We start from the raw sequence: 18,666 nt of genomic DNA on the forward strand, positions 1-18,666 counted from the left end.
GTATCGCCCGCGCGCAGCCTCGGCCAGAATGGGCAAGAGCCCGCTCGGCTCGCCCTCGAGGAGTATGCATGCGGCCACTGACATTGCCCGGAAGCACGACCGTCATCACCGGCGCGGCCAGCGGCATGGGGGCCGAGGTCGCCCGCCAGCTCGCCGCCGCCGGCGCGCACCTCGCCCTCATCGACCACAACGCCGAGGCGCTGCAGGCCCTCTCGACCGAACTCGCCGGTCCGCGCAACCCGAGCGCGCCGCCCCTCACCATCCACGTGGTCGACCTGCGCGACGACGACGCGGTGTTCGCGACGGCATCCGACATCACCGCCGCCCATCCTCGGATCACCGCGCTCATCACCTGCGCCGGGTCGTCGATGCTCGGCGACATCGACCAGCTCACGATGGAGGAGATGCGCTGGCTCACCGACGTGAACCTCTGGGGCACCGTGTCGATCACGAAGGCGCTCCTGCCCGCGCTGCGCCGCGCCCCCGCCGCCCACATCACGCACCTCGCGAGCGTCTACGCCCTCGCCGCACCGGCCGGTCGCATCCCGTACGCGCTGAGCAAGTACGCCGTACGCGGGTTCTCCGAGGCGCTGCGGCACGAGCTCGAGGGCAGCACGGTGTCGGTCGGCGCGGTGTATCCGGCGGGCGTGCGCACCGGCATCATCCTGCACGGCAGGTACGCCGCCGCGATCCCGCCGGCCATCGCCGATCGGGCCGCCGCCGCACAGGCCGCGATGTACCACACCGAACCCGCGGATGCCGCGGCGCGCATCGTGCGCGCGACCGTCCATCGCCGGGCGCGCACCATGATCGGCCGCGAGGCCCGGCTCATCGACGTGCTCACGCGCCTCTCCCCCACCGGCTACTGGCGCGTCATGCGCGGGCCGCTGCGCGAGGCCATCGACACGACGACGCCGATCGACTGAGCCAGCGACCGGCCGTCAGCCCACCGCGCCGACCCAGATACCCGACGCCCACGCCTGCTGATCGCCGTTGCACCCGACATCGCCCGGGTACCCGCGCACGACCGCCATGCAGTTCGCCAGGAACTCGGGGTCTCCCCCGAACATCGACTGGTACGAGCCCGAGGCGTTGAGCGCGCCCCACACCTGGAACTGGTAGATGTGCGCGAGCTCGTGCGCCATGGCCCACTGCAGGCGCCCGGTGCTCCAGTTCGCGATGTCGGCGCGGTACTTGATGTAGCCGCCGCTGTTCGCGCAGGCCGGGGCCGTGCCGCCCGCGCACGACGACGACTCGTACAGGCCCACGCCCGCCCCGCCCACCTGGTCGAGGGCGGCGCGCACGCGCGCGTACCCGTCGGGTCCGCTCGTGCCCCAAGCCGGCCCGGCCGGACCCGCGGTGACGATCTGCGCCGCCTGCCAGTCGGAGACCTCCTCGCCCACCTTCTCGGTGAGCGCGTGAACAGTGGCGGTGGCCGCGACGACCACCGCGGGATCCGACCGCTCGGCGAGCACCGTCTGCTGCGCATTGAGAGCGGATGCCCGGTGCGCCGCCGTGTCGACCTTGCCGTCCGCGCCCTCCAATGCCGTGGAGAGAGCGGCGATCTCATCGACGAAGGCCCGGCGCACCTCGAGCACCGCGTCGCGGTCGGCGGCATCCTCTTCGGCGCGTTCGACGGCCCCTTCGAGATAGGCGGTGCGCGCGGCAGAGGTGTTCGCCTGCTCGGTCACGGCGATCAGTTCGGCGACCGTCTCGGCGCGCTCCGCCTCGAGAGCGGTGGCCCGATCGACCACGGCGCCGCCCACCAGGATCGCCGCAGCGATCGTCACCGCCATCGCGCGCCGGATCACTGCATGAATCCCGTGGTGTCGGTGAGCTCGGCATCCTGCTCGGCGATCTGCGAGCGCAGGGCCGTGAGCCGTGCGGCGAGGCCGAGGTTGTCGTCACCGATGTCGTCGAGACGCTCGGTGGTCTGCTCGACGCGCTCGTGGAGCTGGGCGACCTCGGCCGCACGCTGTTGGTCGGCGAGCACGACGATCGTCGCTCCCCCGATCAACAACAGACCCCCGACGACGACGGCTACGCCTCGCATACCGCTCCCCAGAGAACGCGAACACACCCAACAGGGCCAATATAGCGGTGTGCCGGGGCGGTGTGAGGGCGAAGTGCGGCGGACCGGCGTGCACTAACTCAGGAAGAACGGGCCGGATCCGGGCCCGGAGAGCGAAGATAACGATTTCAGGGGCCGGTTGTCCTGAGTTAGTGCCACGCACGCAGACCGCACACCAGACCGGCACCGAACGGACCAGCCCGCCCCTCAGACCTCGACGCCGCGCGCCAACCGCCGCTCGGCCGCGAGCCGCCCGCTCGCGAGGTGCTGCGGGATCAGCGTGCGCAGGGCGTCGGAATCACGGGCCTCGATCGCCTCGAGAATGATGCGGTGCTCCTCGGCCATCGCCAGGAGGTCGTCGTGCTGACCGAACAACCACTGCAGCCGCGTGAGGAAAACGCTGATCAGCTCGTTGAGCATGTCGTTTCCGGCGAGGCGCGCGGCGATCTCGTGGAACTCGCCCGCCGCGATCCGCGCACCTTCGGCATCGCCCGCGAGGGCCGCCGCCATCTCACGCTCGTAGGCGAGGCGGATGCGCTCGATGCCGTCCTCGTCGTGGCGCTCGGCGGCGAACACGAAGATCAAGGTCTCGATCGCCTCGCGCACCTCGGCGAAGTCCTGGATGTCCTGGCGCGTGAACTCGCGCACCACGGCCCACGTGCGCGGTCGTGCGACGACGACGCCCTCCGACACGAGAACGCGGATGGCTTCGCGCACCGGCAGCCGCGAGACGTGCAGCTCGGCGGCGATGTCACGCTCGACGAGTCGCGAACCCGGGGCGCGCCGACCCAGCACGATGTCATCGCGCAGTATGCGCGTCACTCGCACCGACTCCAGTTCGGTAGCCCCCGCCCCCGTCATTCCGGCAGTCTTGCACTCGCAGAGCGAAATCGCCAACTTTGGTATCCCAGGGCGAGAATATTCACCTGAATGAGACGAGGGACGGATGCCGCAGCATCCGTCCCCCGTCGTGAAATCGATCTCGACTCAGGGCAGGCGATTCGCCTTCGCCAGGTTCGCCTCGAGCTCGGCCGCGTTCTGCCGCACGACGTACGCCGGGCGATCGCGTTCGACCCGCCACGACTCGCTGAGGGGTCCGATGTTCACGGTGTCGAATCCGATCTCGTCGTAGAACTTCGTGACGAACGCGACGGCCTCGTCGTCGCCCGCGGTCGCGAGCGCGCGGCGGTCCGGCGTACCGGCCGGGGTTCCGTCGGACGTGATGTCGGCGGCCATGATGTGGTTGAACGCCTTGGCGATGCGCGAGGTGGGCAGGTGCGCCTGCACGATCTCGGAGGTCGTGGTCTCGCCCTTGTCGAGTGCGTCGATGTGGCCGTCGCGCTCGAAGTAGTAGTTGTTCGTGTCGAGCACGATCTTGCCGGCGAGCGGTTCGACCGGCACGTCACCGATCGCCTTGAGCGGCACCGTCACCACGACGACATCGCCCTCCGCGCCCGCGTCGACCGCGGTCGCCGCCTTCGCCTTCGGGCCCAGCTCGTCGATGAGATCCGTGAGGGTCTCGGGTCCGCGCGAGTTCGCGATCACGACGTCGTAGCCGGTGGCGACGGCCGCGCGAGCGACCTGAGCGCCGATGTGTCCTGCACCGATGATTCCGATAGTGGTCATGCAGGGGCCAACGCCCACCGCCCGCCGGTATTCCGAGAAGTCCCCGGATGACGTCGGCGCGCCCTAGGCCGAGGGTGACAGCGTCGACTTCTGCAGGGCATCCTCCGCGGCGACCCACGCGAGCATCGCGCACTTCACGCGCGCCACGTACTTCGACACCCCGCCGAGAGCCGCGGCATCGCCGAGCAGCTCCTCGTCGGGCTCAATCTTTCCGCGCGAGCGCATCGCCTCGCGGAAGGCCGCGATGCGCACGTCGAGATCGTCGACCGAGAGCCCTTCGGCGAGCTCGGCGAGCAGCGACGCGGACGCCTGCGAGATCGCGCAGCCGTGCCCCTCCCAGGCGATCGCCTCGATCGATCCGTCAGCCGCGCGGTGCACCTGCACGGTGACCTCGTCGCCGCACGTCGGATTGACCTGGTGCGACTGCGCCAGGATCTCGCCCCGCAGGCCGAAGCCGTGCGGCGTGCGCGAGTGATCGAGGATGAGCTCCTGGTAGAGGTTCTGCAGGTCGCCGGACGTCATGAGCGTGCTCCGAAGAAGTCGATGGCCGCGGCGACGCCGTCGATCACGGCATCCACCTCGGCGTCGGTCGTGTAGAGGTAGGTGCTGGCCCGCGTCGACGAGGTCACGCCCAGACGGCGATGCAGCGGCTGGGCGCAGTGGTGTCCGACACGCACGGCGATGCCGCGGTCGTCGAGGAACTGGCCGACATCGTGCGAATGGATGCCGGCGACGTCGAAGCTCGCGAGCCCCACGCGCGGCAGAGCGATGCCCGCGCCGAGCACTCGCACACCATCGATCGCGCCGAGTCCGTCGAGCAGGCGCACGCCGAGCTGGGCCTCGTGGGCGGCGATCCGCGGCATCCCGATCTCGGTCAGGTAGTCGACCGCTGCGGCGAGCGCGATCGCCTGCGAGACCCGCTGCGTGCCGGCCTCGAAGCGCTGGGGCGGAGCCATGTACTCGGCCTCGGTGGTGGTGACGGTGGTGATCATCGAGCCGCCGGTGAGGAACGGCGGCATGATCTCGAGCAGTTCGCGGCGGCCGTAGAGCGCGCCGACACCGGTGGGTCCGAGCATCTTGTGGCCGGAGAGCACGGCGAAGTCGACGTCGAGGGCGCGCACGTCGAGCGGTAGGTGCGGAGCCGACTGGCAGGCGTCGAGCATCACGAGCGCACCGACTTCGTGGGCGCGGGCGATCACCTGCTCGACGGGGTTGATCACGCCGAGCACGTTCGAGACGTGGGTGACGGCGACGAGCTTCGCACGGTCGGTGATGTGCTCGGCGAGGGTGTCGAGGCGCAGCGCCCCGTCGTCGTCGAGCGGGATCACGCGCAGGGTCGCACCGGTGCGCGCGGCGAGCTCCTGCCACGGGATGAGGTTGGCGTGGTGCTCCATCTCGGTCGTGACGATCTCGTCGCCCGCCTGCAGTCGCAGGGGCTCGGCCGCCGCGCCTCCCCGCCCGATCGAAGCGTTCGAGAGAGAGTAGGCGACGAGGTTCAGCGCCTCGGTGGCGTTCGAGGTCCAGACGATCTCGTCGTCGTCGGCCCCGATGAGGCGAGCGACCGTGGCCCGGGCGTCCTCGAAGAGCTCGGTGGCCTCGGCGGCGAGGGTGTGCGCTCCGCGGTGCACGGCGGAGTTGAACGTGGTCGCGAACTCGCGCTCGGCGTCGAGCACCGCGAAGGGCCGCTGCGAGGTCGCGCCCGAGTCGAGATAGGCGAGCGGATGCCCGTTCACCGCGCTCGCGAGGATCGGAAAGTCCTCGCGCAGCCGACGCACCTCGTCGTCGCTCAGCGGGGTGGCCGGGGCGGTGAGGGACGACGTGCTCATCCTTCTAGCTTCTCACCCCGAGACGGCCTCCGGGCCCTCGGGGGGAGCGACGACGGCCGCCGATTCGGACGGGACGGTGATCTCTCCGTCGACGATGAGCGCCTCGCCCGTCGCCAGGAGCACCTCGTCACCGGGGCCGACCGCGAAGGACGCGGGCTCGGGCGACAGGTTCACCAGCACCGCCAACGCACCGCGGTCGATCCGGTAGACACGGGCGTCGGGCGCGTTGCCTGCCGAGTTCGCGCTCACCTCGACCGTGACGCGGTTGCGCGACGAATCGGGGTCGGTGAGTTCGGGTCGGGCGCGGCGCAGCGCGATCAGATCGCGGTACAGCGCGTGCAGCCCGGCATGCGAGGGCCGGTCGAGTTCGGCCCAGTCGAGGTGCGAGCGCTCGAAGGTCTCCGGGTCCTGCGGGTCGGGCACCTGATCGGGGTCCCAACCCATGCGGGCGAACTCGGCGATGCGGCCCTCGGCGGTCGCGCGACCGAGCTCGGGCTCGGGGTGCGAGGTGAAGAACTGCCAGGGCGTGGAGGCTCCCCACTCCTCTCCCATGAAGAGCATGGGGGTTCCGGGAGCGGTGAGGGTGAGCACGGCCGCGACCGCGAGCCTCCCCGGCGACAGCGTCTGCGAGAGCCGGTCGCCCGCCGCGCGGTTGCCGATCTGGTCGTGGTCCTGGGCGAAGGTCACCAGTCGCCAGGCGGGGACCGTGTCGGCGACCGGTCGGCCGTGCGGACGCCCGCGGAACGACGAGAACGTGCCGTCGTGGAAGAACCCTCCGCGGGTGACCTTGGCGACGGCATCCGCCGCGGCGAAGTCCTCGTAGTAGCCCGCCGTCTCACCGGTCAGGGCCACGTGCACGGCGTGATGCCAGTCGTCGGACCACTGCGCCGTGAGCCCGTAGCCGCCCGCCTCGCGCGGGAGGATCAGCGTGGGGTCGTTGAGGTCCGACTCGGCGATCAGGGTGAGCGGCCGCTGCTGATGCGCCGACAGCGCATCGACCCGCTCGGCCAGCTCCTGCAGGATGTGCACGGGCTGCTCGTCGTGCAGAGCGTGCACCGCGTCGAGGCGGAGCCCGTCGACGTGGAAGTCGCGCAGCCACATCAGCGCGTTCTCGATGATGTACTCGCGCACCGCCGGCTCATCGAGGTCGATCGAGTCGCCCCATGTGTTGCGCTGACCGTCGCGCAGATACGGACCGAACTCGGGCAGGTAGTTGCCGCTCGGACCGAGGTGGTTGTACACGACGTCCTGGATGACGGCGAGACCGCGGGCGTGCGCGGCATCCACCAACCGCTGGTAGGCGCGCGGGCCGCCGTACTGCTCGTGCACCGCATACCAGAGCACGCCGTCGTAGCCCCAGTTCCAGAGGCCGTTGAAGGCGTTCACCGGCAGCAGCTCGATGTGCGTGACGCCGAGGTCGACGAGGTGGTCGAGCCGCTCGATCAGCGCGTCGAGGGTGCCCTCGGGGGTCATCGTGCCGACGTGCAGCTCGTAGATCACGCCGCCCGCGAGGGGGCGGCCGGTCCACGCGGCATCCGTCCAGGCGAAGGTCGACGCGTCGAATGCCGCCGACGGGCCGTGCACGCCGTCGGGCTGACGACGCGAGCGCGGGTCGGGGCGGGCTTCGTCGGCGTCATCGATCACGAAGCCGTAGCGGTCACCGTCGGCGAGCGCCACGTCTGCGCGCCACCAGCCGTCGGATGCCGAGGCCAGCTCGGTGTCGTGGGGGGACGCCGCGGCATCCGTCCAGCGGCGCAGCCGCAGTCGCTGCGCCCGCGGCGCCCAGACCTCGATCATCGTGCCTCCATCAGCAGGGCGACGGGATAGGTGTCGAGCAGCTCGGCCAGGCGCACGGGGCCCGGGTCGATGCGGCGGCCGGTGAGCACATCGGTGGCCGCACTGTCGGGGCGCATCAGGAGCGTGTCGCCCCAGCCGCCACGGGCCGCGAGCCCTACGGGCAAGCGGGTCGCGACGACGGTGACGCGGCCGCGGTCGACCGCGACGGCATGGGCGGATGCGTCGCCCACGACCTCGGCCGGACGGTAGCGGGTGAACAGCTCGGAGTGGTCGCGGCGCAACCGGAGGGCGCGCGAGGTGACCAGCATCTTGGCGAGACCCGTGCCGTCGACCGCCGGGAGGAGCCCGTGCGCCACGTCGGTGTCGAGCGCGCCGAGCAGCTGCGCGTGCGCGGCGAAGTCGACCGGGCGTCGGTTGTCGGGGTCGACGAGCGACAGATCCCACAGCTCGCTGCCCTGATAGACGTCGGGCACGCCGGGACCGGTGAGCTGGAGCAGCTTGGCCGACAGCGAGTTCGACCGACCGAAGCCGGTGATCTCGGCGACGAACCCCTCGAGCGTCTCGCGGGCGGCTCCGTTCGCGGCATCGGCGATGGCGATCACGCCTCGCTCGAAGTCCTCGTCGGGGTGCTGCCAGGTCGTCGACTCGGCCGCCTCGCGCGCGGCCTTGAGGCCGTAGTCGCGCAGGCGTTCGGAGGTGATCGGCCAGGCGCCGACCGCCGCCTGCCACAGCAGCGAGTCGAGGGGACCGTGACCGGTCGAGGCGATCGCGCGCAGATCGGCGAGCACATCGGCCCAGCGCTGCGGCATCTCGGCGAGGACCGACAGCCGCGCCCGCACGTCTTCCGAGCGCTTGGTGTCGTGCGTCGAGAGCGTCGTCATCGAGTGCGGCCAGGCGGCGAGGCGGTCCTGCTGAGCCGCGTGGAACTCGGCCGAGGTCAGCGCCGCGATCGACGGGTCGCCGCCGACCTCGGTCAGGGTACCGAGGCGGGTGTAGCGGTAGAACGCCGTGTCCTCCACGCCCTTCGCCATCACCGCGCCGCTCAGCTGCGGGAAGCGGTCGGCGATCTCGAGCGCCGTGTCGGCGAGGAGCGGGGCGAGTTCGGCGATCGGCCCCGCGAGATCCGGTCGGCGCCGGGAGGCCTCGGCCAACGCCCGGTCCAGGTGCTCGCGCCCCGCGGGCAGATACGGGCGATACAGCGGGAAGCACGCCACGATCTCGGTGAGCGCGTCGTCCGCGTCGACGATGCCGAACGGCAGGCTGCGCACGAGGCGTCGTACCTCGGACTGCAGGATCGTCTCGGCGATCATCCGCTTCGTCGTGTGCGTCAGGTCGTGCCACGACTCCGCCTCGGGCAGGCCGGTGTCGGCACGCAGACGGGAGTCGAGCGCGTCGAGCGCCGCGACACCGGCCGGGTCGATGAGCACGCGGTCGATCTCACCCAGTGCGTCGTACCCCGTGGTGCCGTCGGTGCGCCACCAGTCGGGCAGCGCCTCGCCCGGCTCGAGGATCTTCTCGACGAGCACGTACGCCCCGCCGGTCGCATCCGCCAGGTTCTCGAGGTAGCCACCCGGATCCGACAGGCCGTCGGGGTGGTCGACCCGGAGCCCGTCGGCGAGGCCATCGGTGATCCACCGGATGATCTCGCGGTGCGACGCCGCGAAGACATCGGGGAGCTCGACACGGATGCCGGCGAGCTCGGGCACCGCGAAGAACCGCCGGTAGTTGAGTTCGGTGTTCTGGTCCTCCCAGAACCGCAGCTCGTAGTGCTGCGCGGCGAGCAGGGCCGGCAGATCGTCGGCGAGCGCGGCCGTGCCGGGGGCCAGCGGGAGAACGTGCTCGAAGTAGGAGAGGGTGCCGTCCGGAGCATCCTTCTGCGGAGTCGTATCGACCACGAGGTCGCCCGACGCCACCACGTCGGCGGGCGCCGCGCCGAGGATCGGGAGGCGCACCCGGTCGTCGCCCCGCCGCCAGTCGATGTCGAACGCGACCGCGTGCGACGACGATCGACCGAGGCGCAGCACGTCCCACCACCACGGGTTCGCGCGCGGAACGCCGACCCCCATGTGGTTCGGGACCGTGTCGATCAGGATGCCCAGGCCCGCTCCGTGCGCCGCGGCCGCGAAGCGCTCGAGTCCTTCCGCTCCCCCGCGGCTCGGATCGACGCGCGAGTGATCGACGACGTCGTAGCCGTGGTCGGATCCCGGAGTCGCGGCGAGCAACGGCGAGAGATACGCCCAGTCCGCACCGAGCGCGGCGAGGTACGGCGCGACGCGCGCCGCCTCGTCGAGCGTGAGGCGCGAGGTGATCTGCAGGCGGTACGTCGAGAGGGGGCGACGGGTCACGGGTTCTCCTCGTCCGGTGCCTCGGTCGGAGCGTCATCGGCCTCGGCGGCGGATGCGGCCGCAGCCGCCTCGACCGCCTCGACGTGCTCGGTCTGCGCACGCAGAGATGCCTCGACGGAGTCGTCGGTGTCGATCTCCGCCTCGGGGCGCTCGCGCAGCACGAGCAGCGACTGGGCCTCGAGGATGAGGTCGTCGCGCGGACGCAGGGTCGCGCCCTCGATCGACTGACCCGCCGTGTCGACGACGATCTCCCAGCCCTTCGCGAGCCGGGCCGGCGGCAGAACGGCATCGACCGCGGCATCCCCGCTGTTGAAGTAGACGAGGAAGTTCACGTCGGTGACGGGGCGCCCGCGCACGTCCTTCTCGCGGATGCCGTAGCCGTTGAGGAACATGCCGACCGAGAGTCCGAATCCGGAGTCCCAGTCCTCGGGCTTCATCGGGCGTCCGTCCGGCCGCAGCCAGACGACGTCGGGCACGCGCTCGCCGTCTTCGTCGCGCACGGGACGCCCGTCGAAGAAGCGGCTGCGTCGGAACGTCGGATGCTCGTGCCGCAGTCGGGCGACGGATGCGGTGAACTCGATCAGGGGCCGGTCGGCGGCATCCCAATCGACCCAGGTGATCTCGTTGTCCTGCGCGTAGCCGTTGTTGTTGCCGCCCTGCGTGCGGCCCAACTCGTCGCCGTGCGCGATCATCGGCACGCCCTGCGAGAGCAACAGCGTCGCCAGGAAGTTGCGCTGCTGGCGCGCCCGGCGACGGTTGACATCGGCGTCGTCGGTCGGACCCTCCACCCCGTTGTTGTCGGAGCGGTTGTGGGATTCGCCGTCGTTGTTGTCTTCGCCGTTGGCCTCGTTGTGCTTCTCGTCGTACGACACGAGGTCGCGCAGGGTGAAGCCGTCGTGCGCGGTGACGAAGTTGATCGACGCCACGGGGCGACGGCCGGAGTGCTCGTAGAGGTCGGCCGAGCCGGTGAGGCGCGACGCGAACTCGCCGAGCGCCTGCGGCTCCCCCCGCCAGAAGTCGCGGACCGTGTCGCGGTACTTGCCGTTCCACTCGGTCCACTGGGGCGGGAAATTGCCCACCTGGTAGCCGCCGGGGCCGACGTCCCACGGCTCGGCGATCAGCTTCACCTGCGAGACGATCGGATCCTGCTGCACGAGCTCGAAGAACGCCGCCAGCCGGTCGACGTCGTAGAACTCGCGAGCAAGGGTCGAGGCGAGATCGAAGCGGAACCCGTCGACGTGCATCTCGGTCACCCAGTAGCGCAGCGAGTCCATGATCAGCTGCAGCGCGTGCGGACTGCCGGCGTTGAGGCTGTTGCCCGTGCCGGTGTAGTCGGTGTAGTACCGCTTGTCCTCCTCCAACCGGTAGTACGCCCGGTTGTCGATCCCGCGCATCGAGAGCATCGGTCCCAGATGATTGCCCTCGGCGGTGTGGTTGTAGACGACGTCGAGGATGACCTCGATGCCCGCGGCGTGGAGGGCGCGGACCATCGCCTTGAACTCCTGCACCTGCTGACCCTGCTGGCCGTTCGAGGCGTAGTCGTTGTGCGGCGCGAAGAATGCGAGCGTGTTGTAACCCCAGTAGTTGGTGAGGCCCTTGTCCTGGAGCACCGAATCGTGCACGAACTGGTGCACCGGCATGAGCTCGATCGCCGTCACCCCGAGGCGCACGAGGTGGTCGATGATGGCGGGATGCGCGATGCCCGCGTACGTTCCGCGCAGGTCGTCGGGTACGTCGGGATGCTGAACGGTGAGGCCCTTCACGTGCGCCTCGTAAATCACGGTCTGCGCGTAGGGCGTCTTGAGAAGCCGGTCGCCCGCCCAGTCGAAGAACGGGTTGATGACCACGCCCTTCGCCATCGACGCGGCGGAGTCCTCGTCGTTGCGCGAGTCGGGGTCGCCGAAGTCGTAGCCGAAGAGCGACTGCCCCCAGTCGATGTCACCCGCGACGGCCTTGGCGTAGGGGTCGAGCAGCAGCTTGTTCGGGTTGAACCGCTGACCCTCGGTGGGGTCGTAGGGGCCGTGCACGCGGTAGCCGTAGAGCTGCCCCGGCTGCACCGCCGGCAGGTAGCCGTGCCAGACGAACGCATCGACCTCGGTCAGCTCCACACGCTGCTCGGTGCCGTCGGCGTCGAACAGGCACAACTCGACCTTCTCGGCGCATTCGCTGAAGAGGGCGAAGTTGGTTCCCTGTCCGTCGTAGGTGGCCCCCAGGGGGTAGGGCGTTCCCGGCCAGATCTCGAGGCTCATGCCGTGATCTTAGGCGCACGCGGTGACGCGGCTGTTTCGGCGACGATCTCCACGGCGCGGTGGAAGTCGTGAACCTGGGCGATCTCGCTCGCCTGGGCGTAGGGGTGGCCGACGTAGCAGACGAACACGGGCGGCACGACCTCGACGAAGCCGACGGGGCCGTCGTGCAGCACGACGTAGCGGTCGGGGTCGACGCGCTCGTACGAGACCTCGCTCGGAGCGTCTGCGGTGGCCGGGGTGTCGGCGGCGGGCGAGTGGACGAGTCCGTGCTCGTCACCGCCGCATGCGGAGCCGGGGGATGTGCGGGTCTGTGCAGTCATGCGGGCTCCTGTGATTCTGTTTGTGGTGTCGACGATAGGCGCGCGCGGGGAATCGGAGAATGCCATTGCCAGAGCGGTAGGCCAGCGGTTAGCATCGGCAGTTCTCTTCATCGCGTCCGGCGTCACAGATCGCCGCGCTATCCGGTCATAGCTGGTGGAGCGACCGCGCTCCCCGTGGAGAAGAGGAGACCATGCTCGACGGACTGTCGCCCGCCGACGGCCTGAACGATGCGCTCGAGTTCGGCTCGTCTCGGTTCCGCTCTGTGGGGCGATGGCGGCGGCGCGTGGCGGACGGATGCTCGGTGGGCGCCGTCACCGGAAGATGAGGAAGCCGAGTGCGGCGAAAGCGAGCGAAAGCGCCAGTGCCATGCGGCCGAGTCGGGCGGCGCGAGCGTCGCGGCGGGCCGCGAGCAGGATCACCAGCATCGCCAGGATTCCCCCGATCCACCAGGTCTTGATGAGAACCGTGAGCACGACGAGCGCGACGAAACCGGTTACCGGGATGATCAGCATCAGGACGACGCTTGCCAGCGCGATGAGTGGGGTGAACCAGACGATCCTCGCGAAGAGGAGCGGGCCGTCTTCGACCCACGCGGCGGCGAGATGCGACCGCGGCGGCGGTGCAGCACAGATGAACGGCTCGTTCGTCGGGTGGCGTTCGCGCATCATGGAGTTGCAGTCGGAGTCGGAGTGGCGAAGCCGAACTTCGGCTCAGCCGACGGATGCTCCGGCTGCGACCAGTCCCGCCCGTTCAGCCCGGCCGGGAACATGAGGTCGACGAGCTCTTCCTCGCTTCCCGGCTCGCAGGTACTCGTGACGTCGATGTCGATCCAGTCCCGTGACTTTCCAGTCGTAACGGTGATGACGACTAGTTCGATGTGCGCAGAAGGCTTGCGCGCTTCCAGAACGAGGTCTTGCACGTCGCCGGAGAATGTACGCACTCCGATTCCGGACCATCCGTGCTCACCGAACCACTCAGAAAGGGCATCGATCGTCTGGTCGGGTGAACCGTCGGGCAAGCGCCAGCCATCGTTGTGGGGCGTCGAGCGCCCGAACGCGAATCGGTAGCCGTCACTGCCGCACTTGCTCGGAATGTCGCCGTATTTCTGCACGTCCCATTCACCGTCCAGGATCCTCAGTTGCAGTAACGAGATCTCTTTCTTGACTGAGGAGTTGATACTTCGCGCTTGGTGGTAGAGAGCTATACCCGATGGCGCACATCCCGCCATGGACAGCACCGCCAGCAACAGTCCAACCAAAGCGATGATCGCCCGGCCCCGGAAGCCGCGCCGACTTGGCACCTCCGTCCGCTTGGCGGACACGACAAGAATCCGATCTGTCATGCGCATCGAAACAGTGTGCTTGCGATCCGGGAACACCATCGGAAGCTATCCACAGCCCGATCCAAACCACTCATGACCACCCCCACGGATGCTCGAGCATGTAGAGGAGCAGGACGGGGCCGAGCGCCGCGATGGCGAATGCGCCGAGCGCGCCGAAGATCTTGGTCGCGAGCGATCCGAATCGAGTACGGAAGCGCACGTTCTTGTAGATGAACGCGGCGAGCACGATTGACACCCCGTACTGCAGGTACTGCCAGATCGGTACGAAGTTCAGGTACGCCGACCACGCCGTCCAGAGCGGGAATGCCACCCACAGGCACAGCGCCGCGAGCATGGAGCCCCATGCCGCCGACCGTGCTCTTTCTCGTTGCGCCGAGTTCGGAACGTAGGGATGCTCGGGCGCTGCGGTGCGTTCGAGGTCGTCGCTCATGCGCCCGGGAACTGTGAGTAGATCATGCCCAGCACCAGCGATTCGAGCATTCCGAGCGCCCCATAGAGCGCCGCCTGCCGGTTGCCCCACAGCGCGAAGAACAGAACCAACAGTGACGCCACACCGAACACCCACCAGACCATCGCGAGATAGCCGAAGATGGCGAGCCCGATGATGCCGTAGATCGGCACCGCCAGGATGATGAACGACACCGCAGTCACGATCAGTGGCGTGAACGCCACGATCGCACCGAAGGTCTCGGCTCTGTCGCGCTTCGCCTTCGCTGTCGGCGACTGGACGGGCGTGATCGGCGGTGCACCCGCGTTGTCCTCGATCATGATTCGGGCGAAGCGGTTGGGGCCGGAGTTGCCATGCCGAACTTGGGAGTCTCCGTAGGATGCTCCCGCTCAACGACGTCGTAGTCGAATAGATTATCCGGAAACATGAGCTCTCTGAGTTCCCAACGGTCTCCCGCTTCGCACGTACTCGTGGCGCGTATCGTGACAATGTCGTTCTCCACGCCACTGGAGATCGTGATGAGTAAGTCATCGATGTAACTCGATCTCTTCTCCGCCTCAACGGTGACGGATGAGACTCCAGCGGCGTAAGTCCGTCCGACGATTCCCGTCCACCCACGGCCCTCGAGCCAATCCATCAGCTCGTCCGCCATGTCCGGGGCTGTCGGTGCCGACATCCGCCAGTCGCTCTCGAGCGGCGTTCCACGCTGAACGTAGAAGTTGTATCCGTTTGCCCCGCATCCATTAGGTATGTCGCCGTACTCCCCTACCGTCCACTCACCATCGAAGATGTGGAGTTGCAATTCGGACAGCTCCTGCTTCATCGTGAGATTGGTTTCGCGAGCGTGCTCGTACAGAGTCACGCCCGTCTGCGCACAACTAGTCATCGTGAGAATTGCTCCTGTCGAAAAAAGCGTGAGTGCTGCGAGAAGACGACGTCGGCACCGCGATCCGCTTTTCACTGGCGCGCCTCGACGCGCTCGGCGAAATCGGCCACAGCTTGCATCATGGCTTCTGAGCGGGGATCCAGGTACCCGACGCTTTCCTCGGGGATGAATCCCAGATGCCAGTACGGCGCCCGGTGAATGCGATAGATGATCTCGGTCGAAGGGCCCGCATTGTGCCCCTGTGTCGCGGCTCCTGTCACCTCTCGCCCGTCTGCGTTGAGGTAATTCTCGACGGCTCCCCCGTGCGACCCGATCTCGGTGACTCCCTCCACTGTCTTTGGGTCGACAGGATGGGTCGAGAGATCCGTGCGTCCCATCCACGCGATCGGATCAAGACCAGAAGACGCGGCGGAGACCGAGACTGTTTCGTCGGCGATCTGGGCCGCTAGTGCCTTTGCCGCGCTCTCGGTAATACCCGCCGAGCCGAAGAGCGTGAGGTGATCGAAAACCCCGGGGTTATGGATCTGATTGGTCGTGACCATAGTCGTTCCGAGAGAGTGCGCCCACCCCTCCTGCCATGCATCCGGGTTGACGAAGCGCATCCCTGCGACGAGAGCCGCCTCCCGATCCGCCCCCAAGACGGGCTCCTTCATTCCCTGCACGGTGTACCACGCACCGGAATCCCACTCCATGAACAGGACAACCGCTGTCGATGGGTCCATCCCGCGAAGCCGAAGTTGCTCATTGCTCATGGCCGCGAGATCCGTGGCGATTCGCCCCCATTCATTCATCGCTCCGAAGTCGGTCTCGATGCCATGAGTCACCGTGATGACGTGATCTGCAGAATCGAGATCTCCGACGAAGAGCGAACCGCGAACCTCGCCTTGCCCGTCCAGGAATAGGGAGAGAACGTGAGATCCCTTCGCTGTCTCATCGAGGAGAAGGTTGAGCTTCGCGCGCTGATCTTCTGTGAGAGTCGACTCCCCGAGCAGTCGCTCGAGTTCTCGTGCGCCGAACTCCGCTCTGACCGAGGCAGGGATGCCGTTGAGGTTTCCGATCGTTGCGGGGGCGCGATTCCACAACGCGGAGAGCGGTCCAGTCACCCAAATGCCCGATGCATCCTGGGTCGAGCGTGACCTAAGTCGGTCGTAGAGTGCTTGCGCCTGTGCGGGCGGGATGAACCCGACTGTCGCGAAGAAGTCTGGATGAGTCGCGAGCCAGTCTTCGAGGTCCTGGTCGGTCGCGGTCGCGAACCACTCGATTCGTTGCGCCGTTGCCCGTGCCACTGCAAGGCCGAAGTAGTCGTCGAGCGACACGACTCGAGGCGCTTCTCCCGGGCCGGGCGCTGCCGCTGGCGGATAGAGCCCCCACGCCGTCTGCGACGTGGTCACTCGACTGCCATCGCGACGGGTGACCTCATCGCCGCCGGAGATGTTTCGGATCTTGTCGGCGAGGTCTTGCTCCGCCTGCGCCATCTCGCGGTGGAAGAGGTCGACCTCCAGGGCGAGCCGCGCGGCCTCCTGATCGAGCAGATCGAGATTCACCTTTGCGGTGGCATAGGCGTCCGTTTCGGGGTGGTTGCGCCCGGTGATGGAAGCATCGTTCTCGGGGTCCGCTACGAACTCCGCGATCTCCTGATCGAGGATCAGCGAATGCGACCGGTGGCGATCATTCAAGTTTTGAATGGTGCCCTGGAGCTCTGCACGCGTCTGCTCCAACTTCGCGAACGTTTCACCTGCGGCGTTGACCAGCACCGACTTCACCTGTGACATCGCTTCGGCGAAATCCTTTGCGGAGGCCAGGGGCTCATCGAGGGCATTCGTCGGACTGCCGTCAGGGATGATGGTCAGCGCGCCCTCGATCATTGACCACATGGCGGTCACCGCTTCCATGTTCCCCACGACTGACACGCCGAGAGATTCGGAGTCGGTTCCGAGCGTCGACATAGCTGCGGAGGACGGAACGTCCCGAAGAGTGTGAGCCACGAATGCGCTCATTTGCTGTCCGCCGACTCGAAGAGTTCCGGATGGCTGCCCCGCCATTCGTGCGCCATCGCCTCGTCACCCGCAACGATGGCGAGAGTCCCCTCGATAACAGACGCCGCCGCCGACGTAACGGCATCGATCAGCATCCCGGGCACCAGCGAGCGCGTCTCGAGAAACTCATCCCACGCATTCGCGATCTCCGCGCGGCCGCTCGCCATGAGGTCTGCTCGTCGTTCGGAAAGTACCTGTGCCGTCTTCACGTCTGAACCCAGCGGCTCTCCCGCGACGTCGACACCCTGCAGCACGACCGATACCTGCTCGGGCGATACCGACCATCCATCATCAACCATTCGAACCTCCGATCTCGAAGGCGAGATTACGACAGATCGACCCCAGATGAAGACATATGAACCGCATCTGTGGAGAGCATATTGATATGCCTTTAGGATCGGCTCATGTTCGCTCCCGAGACGCTGCTCGCGTTCGTCGTCGCCGCGTTCGTGATGGTCGTGATCCCCGGGCCGACGGTGCTCTTCACCATCGGTCGATCGATCGCTCTGGGCCGGGTCGGCGGGTTCCTCAGCATCCTCGGCACCGCCGTCGGATCGATCATGCTGGTGCTCGCCGTGGCCCTCGGCGTCGGTACGGTGATCGCGCAGTCCGTGATCCTGTTCACGATCGTGAAGGTGCTCGGCGCCGGCTACCTCGTGTTCCTCGGCATCCAGGCGATCCGGCACCGCCACGATGCCGCCGCAGCCGCGACCGCACCAGCCACGCGCAAGTCCGGCACCCGGCTGCTCGTCGAAGGCTTCATCGTGGGGCTCACCAACCCGAAGTCGATCGCGTTCTTCCTCGCGATCCTCCCCCAGTTCGTCGACCTGCACGCGGGCTCCGTGCCGCTGCAGCTCTTCGTGCTCGGCGTCATCGTCGTCGCGATCGGCGTCAGCTGCGACGCGATCTGGGTGCTGCTCGCGAGCGCGGCGCGCGACTGGTTCGGCCGCTCACCGCGCCGCCTCTCGACCATGTCGGCCACGGGCGGCGGCATGATGATCGGGCTCGGCGCCTTCCTGCTGCTGTGGAGCGAGAAGCCCGCGACGGCGTGAGCGCGGGCGGTGGCCCTCCGTCTCGTTTCGCTCGCTCAGGGACCGGCGGGAGCGACCGGCTGCCGCAGGATCGTGCGGAGTTTGGCCGGCTCGACCCGGCGCGCGTCGCTGAGATAGATCTCGTGGTGGATGCCGCGCATCTCCAACCCGTTCCCGGGGATGAAGCGGTGGTGCAGATCCTCGAGCACGGGCGCCTCGTCGTCGTACGAACCGACGTGCAGCGTCTGCACGCACAGCCCCTCGTCGAAGGTCTCGAGCCGCACCGCCGACAGGCTCGGCGAGGCATCCTTCTTCGCCGCGGCCTTGTCGCGCGCCGCCTCGACCACCTCGGCGGTGACATGGTCGGGAACCATGATCATCATCGTCCACAGCCACGTCGACTTGTCGCGGCGCGAGGTGAACGACGCCATATCCTCGGCATGCCAGAGGCCCTCCAACGGCATGACGACGGTGTCGACGCCGAGCTGCGCGCGGCTCGCGAACTTGACCCCGTAGGCGATCGGATACAGCGCGGCGAGGGCATCCGCGTAGGCCTGCGACACGTTCGGATCGCCGGCACCGTCGATCATCAGGTACTGCATCGGCGGCACGTCGACGAGCCGGAACACCCCGCGCTTCGCCTGGTACGCGTCGAGCGTCTTCTTCAGATCGGTGGCCGGCATCGCGA

20 protein-coding genes are annotated in these 18,666 nt (G+C 68.2%); 2 read left to right on the top strand and 18 right to left on the bottom strand.

The window, feature by feature from the left end; genetic code table 11:
- Positions 1-68 precede the first annotated feature (68 nt).
- Entirely contained in the window at positions 69-926 is an 858-nt protein-coding gene (locus tag KZC52_RS07330; protein ID WP_247623390.1) for an SDR family NAD(P)-dependent oxidoreductase, read from the top strand.
- A 15-nt stretch (positions 927-941) separates the two neighbouring features.
- On the opposite strand, the gene KZC52_RS07335 is transcribed toward KZC52_RS07330, so the two are convergent.
- The 17 genes from KZC52_RS07335 to KZC52_RS07415 form a co-directional block, all read right to left on the bottom strand.
- A complete protein-coding gene (locus KZC52_RS07335; protein WP_247623391.1) occupies positions 942-1,811 on the bottom strand; it encodes a hypothetical protein in 870 nt (289 codons plus the stop codon).
- Positions 1,808-2,053 carry a hypothetical protein gene (locus KZC52_RS07340; protein ID WP_247623392.1) on the bottom strand — a complete coding sequence of 82 codons (246 nt, stop codon included), beginning with the start codon at positions 2,051-2,053 and terminating at the stop codon, positions 1,808-1,810. Before KZC52_RS07340 ends, KZC52_RS07335 begins: the two co-directional genes overlap by 4 nt.
- Positions 2,054-2,278: 225 nt before the next feature.
- The gene (locus KZC52_RS07345) at positions 2,279-2,893 is read right to left on the bottom strand and encodes a GntR family transcriptional regulator (protein WP_247623393.1); all 615 of its coding nucleotides are present in this window, start codon (positions 2,891-2,893) and stop codon (positions 2,279-2,281) included.
- 165 nt (positions 2,894-3,058) lie between these two features.
- Positions 3,059-3,715: an NADPH-dependent F420 reductase gene (locus KZC52_RS07350; protein ID WP_372491564.1), complete on the bottom strand. Its 657-nt coding sequence runs from the start codon at positions 3,713-3,715 to the stop codon at positions 3,059-3,061.
- Between the two features lie 45 nt (positions 3,716-3,760).
- A complete protein-coding gene (gene sufU / locus KZC52_RS07355) occupies positions 3,761-4,219 on the bottom strand; it encodes a Fe-S cluster assembly sulfur transfer protein SufU (protein ID WP_247623395.1) in 459 nt (152 codons plus the stop codon).
- Positions 4,216-5,523 (bottom strand): cysteine desulfurase, encoded by a 1,308-nt coding sequence (locus KZC52_RS07360; protein ID WP_247623396.1) that lies wholly within the window; start codon positions 5,521-5,523, stop codon positions 4,216-4,218. The genes sufU and KZC52_RS07360 overlap by 4 nt, the downstream gene beginning before the upstream one ends.
- A gap of 12 nt (positions 5,524-5,535) precedes the next feature.
- Complete coding sequence (gene treZ, locus KZC52_RS07365) at positions 5,536-7,320, bottom strand: malto-oligosyltrehalose trehalohydrolase (RefSeq protein WP_247623397.1); 1,785 nt, start codon at positions 7,318-7,320, stop codon at positions 5,536-5,538.
- A complete protein-coding gene (gene treY, locus KZC52_RS07370; protein ID WP_247623398.1) occupies positions 7,317-9,665 on the bottom strand; it encodes a malto-oligosyltrehalose synthase in 2,349 nt (782 codons plus the stop codon). Before treY ends, treZ begins: the two co-directional genes overlap by 4 nt.
- Positions 9,662-11,914, bottom strand: coding sequence for a glycogen debranching protein GlgX (gene glgX, locus KZC52_RS07375; RefSeq protein WP_247623399.1), 2,253 nt, complete (start codon positions 11,912-11,914; stop codon positions 9,662-9,664). Before glgX ends, treY begins: the two co-directional genes overlap by 4 nt.
- A complete protein-coding gene (locus tag KZC52_RS07380; RefSeq protein WP_247623400.1) occupies positions 11,911-12,234 on the bottom strand; it encodes a hypothetical protein in 324 nt (107 codons plus the stop codon). Before KZC52_RS07380 ends, glgX begins: the two co-directional genes overlap by 4 nt.
- A 312-nt stretch (positions 12,235-12,546) precedes the next feature.
- The gene (locus KZC52_RS07385; protein WP_247623401.1) at positions 12,547-12,903 is read right to left on the bottom strand and encodes a hypothetical protein; all 357 of its coding nucleotides are present in this window, start codon (positions 12,901-12,903) and stop codon (positions 12,547-12,549) included.
- Positions 12,900-13,583: a hypothetical protein gene (locus KZC52_RS07390; protein WP_247623402.1), complete on the bottom strand. Its 684-nt coding sequence runs from the start codon at positions 13,581-13,583 to the stop codon at positions 12,900-12,902. The genes KZC52_RS07385 and KZC52_RS07390 overlap by 4 nt, the downstream gene beginning before the upstream one ends.
- A gap of 64 nt (positions 13,584-13,647) precedes the next feature.
- A complete protein-coding gene (locus KZC52_RS07395; protein WP_247623403.1) occupies positions 13,648-14,007 on the bottom strand; it encodes a hypothetical protein in 360 nt (119 codons plus the stop codon).
- The gene (locus tag KZC52_RS07400) at positions 14,004-14,345 is read right to left on the bottom strand and encodes a hypothetical protein (protein WP_247623404.1); all 342 of its coding nucleotides are present in this window, start codon (positions 14,343-14,345) and stop codon (positions 14,004-14,006) included. Before KZC52_RS07400 ends, KZC52_RS07395 begins: the two co-directional genes overlap by 4 nt.
- Positions 14,342-14,848 carry a hypothetical protein gene (locus KZC52_RS07405; RefSeq protein ID WP_247623405.1) on the bottom strand — a complete coding sequence of 169 codons (507 nt, stop codon included), beginning with the start codon at positions 14,846-14,848 and terminating at the stop codon, positions 14,342-14,344. Before KZC52_RS07405 ends, KZC52_RS07400 begins: the two co-directional genes overlap by 4 nt.
- A gap of 134 nt (positions 14,849-14,982) precedes the next feature.
- Positions 14,983-16,803 (bottom strand): alpha/beta hydrolase, encoded by a 1,821-nt coding sequence (locus KZC52_RS07410; RefSeq protein WP_247623406.1) that lies wholly within the window; start codon positions 16,801-16,803, stop codon positions 14,983-14,985.
- A 101-nt stretch (positions 16,804-16,904) separates the two neighbouring features.
- Positions 16,905-17,246, bottom strand: coding sequence for a DUF6507 family protein (locus tag KZC52_RS07415; RefSeq protein ID WP_247623407.1), 342 nt, complete (start codon positions 17,244-17,246; stop codon positions 16,905-16,907).
- 105 nt (positions 17,247-17,351) lie between these two features.
- Here KZC52_RS07415 and KZC52_RS07420 point away from each other — a divergent pair, with 105 nt between their 5' ends.
- Positions 17,352-17,999, top strand: a complete 648-nt coding sequence (locus KZC52_RS07420) for a LysE family translocator (protein WP_247623408.1) — start codon at positions 17,352-17,354, stop codon at positions 17,997-17,999.
- 35 nt (positions 18,000-18,034) lie between these two features.
- On the opposite strand, the gene KZC52_RS07425 is transcribed toward KZC52_RS07420, so the two are convergent.
- Positions 18,035-18,661, bottom strand: a complete 627-nt coding sequence (locus tag KZC52_RS07425; protein WP_247623409.1) for a GyrI-like domain-containing protein — start codon at positions 18,659-18,661, stop codon at positions 18,035-18,037.
- Positions 18,662-18,666 lie beyond the last annotated feature (5 nt).

Origin of the sequence: Microbacterium galbinum, assembly GCF_023091225.1 — a bacterium.
GTDB lineage: Bacteria > Actinomycetota > Actinomycetes > Actinomycetales > Microbacteriaceae > Microbacterium > Microbacterium galbinum.

Excerpts from the sequence above, each read along its gene's own strand:
- KZC52_RS07330 (WP_247623390.1), top strand. The coding sequence starts at position 69 with ATGCGGCCACTGACATTGCCCGGAAGCACGACCGTCATCACCGGCGCG.
- KZC52_RS07340 (WP_247623392.1), bottom strand. The coding sequence starts at position 2,053 with ATGCGAGGCGTAGCCGTCGTCGTCGGGGGTCTGTTGTTGATCGGGGGA.
- sufU (WP_247623395.1), bottom strand. The coding sequence starts at position 4,219 with ATGACGTCCGGCGACCTGCAGAACCTCTACCAGGAGCTCATCCTCGAT.
- KZC52_RS07360 (WP_247623396.1), bottom strand. The coding sequence starts at position 5,523 with ATGAGCACGTCGTCCCTCACCGCCCCGGCCACCCCGCTGAGCGACGAC.
- treZ (WP_247623397.1), bottom strand. The coding sequence starts at position 7,320 with ATGATCGAGGTCTGGGCGCCGCGGGCGCAGCGACTGCGGCTGCGCCGC.
- glgX (WP_247623399.1), bottom strand. The coding sequence starts at position 11,914 with ATGAGCCTCGAGATCTGGCCGGGAACGCCCTACCCCCTGGGGGCCACC.
- KZC52_RS07380 (WP_247623400.1), bottom strand. The coding sequence starts at position 12,234 with ATGACTGCACAGACCCGCACATCCCCCGGCTCCGCATGCGGCGGTGAC.
- KZC52_RS07385 (WP_247623401.1), bottom strand. The coding sequence starts at position 12,903 with ATGATGCGCGAACGCCACCCGACGAACGAGCCGTTCATCTGTGCTGCA.
- KZC52_RS07390 (WP_247623402.1), bottom strand. The coding sequence starts at position 13,583 with ATGCGCATGACAGATCGGATTCTTGTCGTGTCCGCCAAGCGGACGGAG.
- KZC52_RS07395 (WP_247623403.1), bottom strand. The coding sequence starts at position 14,007 with ATGAGCGACGACCTCGAACGCACCGCAGCGCCCGAGCATCCCTACGTT.
- KZC52_RS07400 (WP_247623404.1), bottom strand. The coding sequence starts at position 14,345 with ATGATCGAGGACAACGCGGGTGCACCGCCGATCACGCCCGTCCAGTCG.
- KZC52_RS07405 (WP_247623405.1), bottom strand. The coding sequence starts at position 14,848 with ATGAAGCAGGAGCTGTCCGAATTGCAACTCCACATCTTCGATGGTGAG.
- KZC52_RS07410 (WP_247623406.1), bottom strand. The coding sequence starts at position 16,803 with ATGGAAGCGGTGACCGCCATGTGGTCAATGATCGAGGGCGCGCTGACC.
- KZC52_RS07415 (WP_247623407.1), bottom strand. The coding sequence starts at position 17,246 with ATGGTTGATGATGGATGGTCGGTATCGCCCGAGCAGGTATCGGTCGTG.
- KZC52_RS07420 (WP_247623408.1), top strand. The coding sequence starts at position 17,352 with ATGTTCGCTCCCGAGACGCTGCTCGCGTTCGTCGTCGCCGCGTTCGTG.
- KZC52_RS07425 (WP_247623409.1), bottom strand. The coding sequence starts at position 18,661 with ATGCCGGCCACCGATCTGAAGAAGACGCTCGACGCGTACCAGGCGAAG.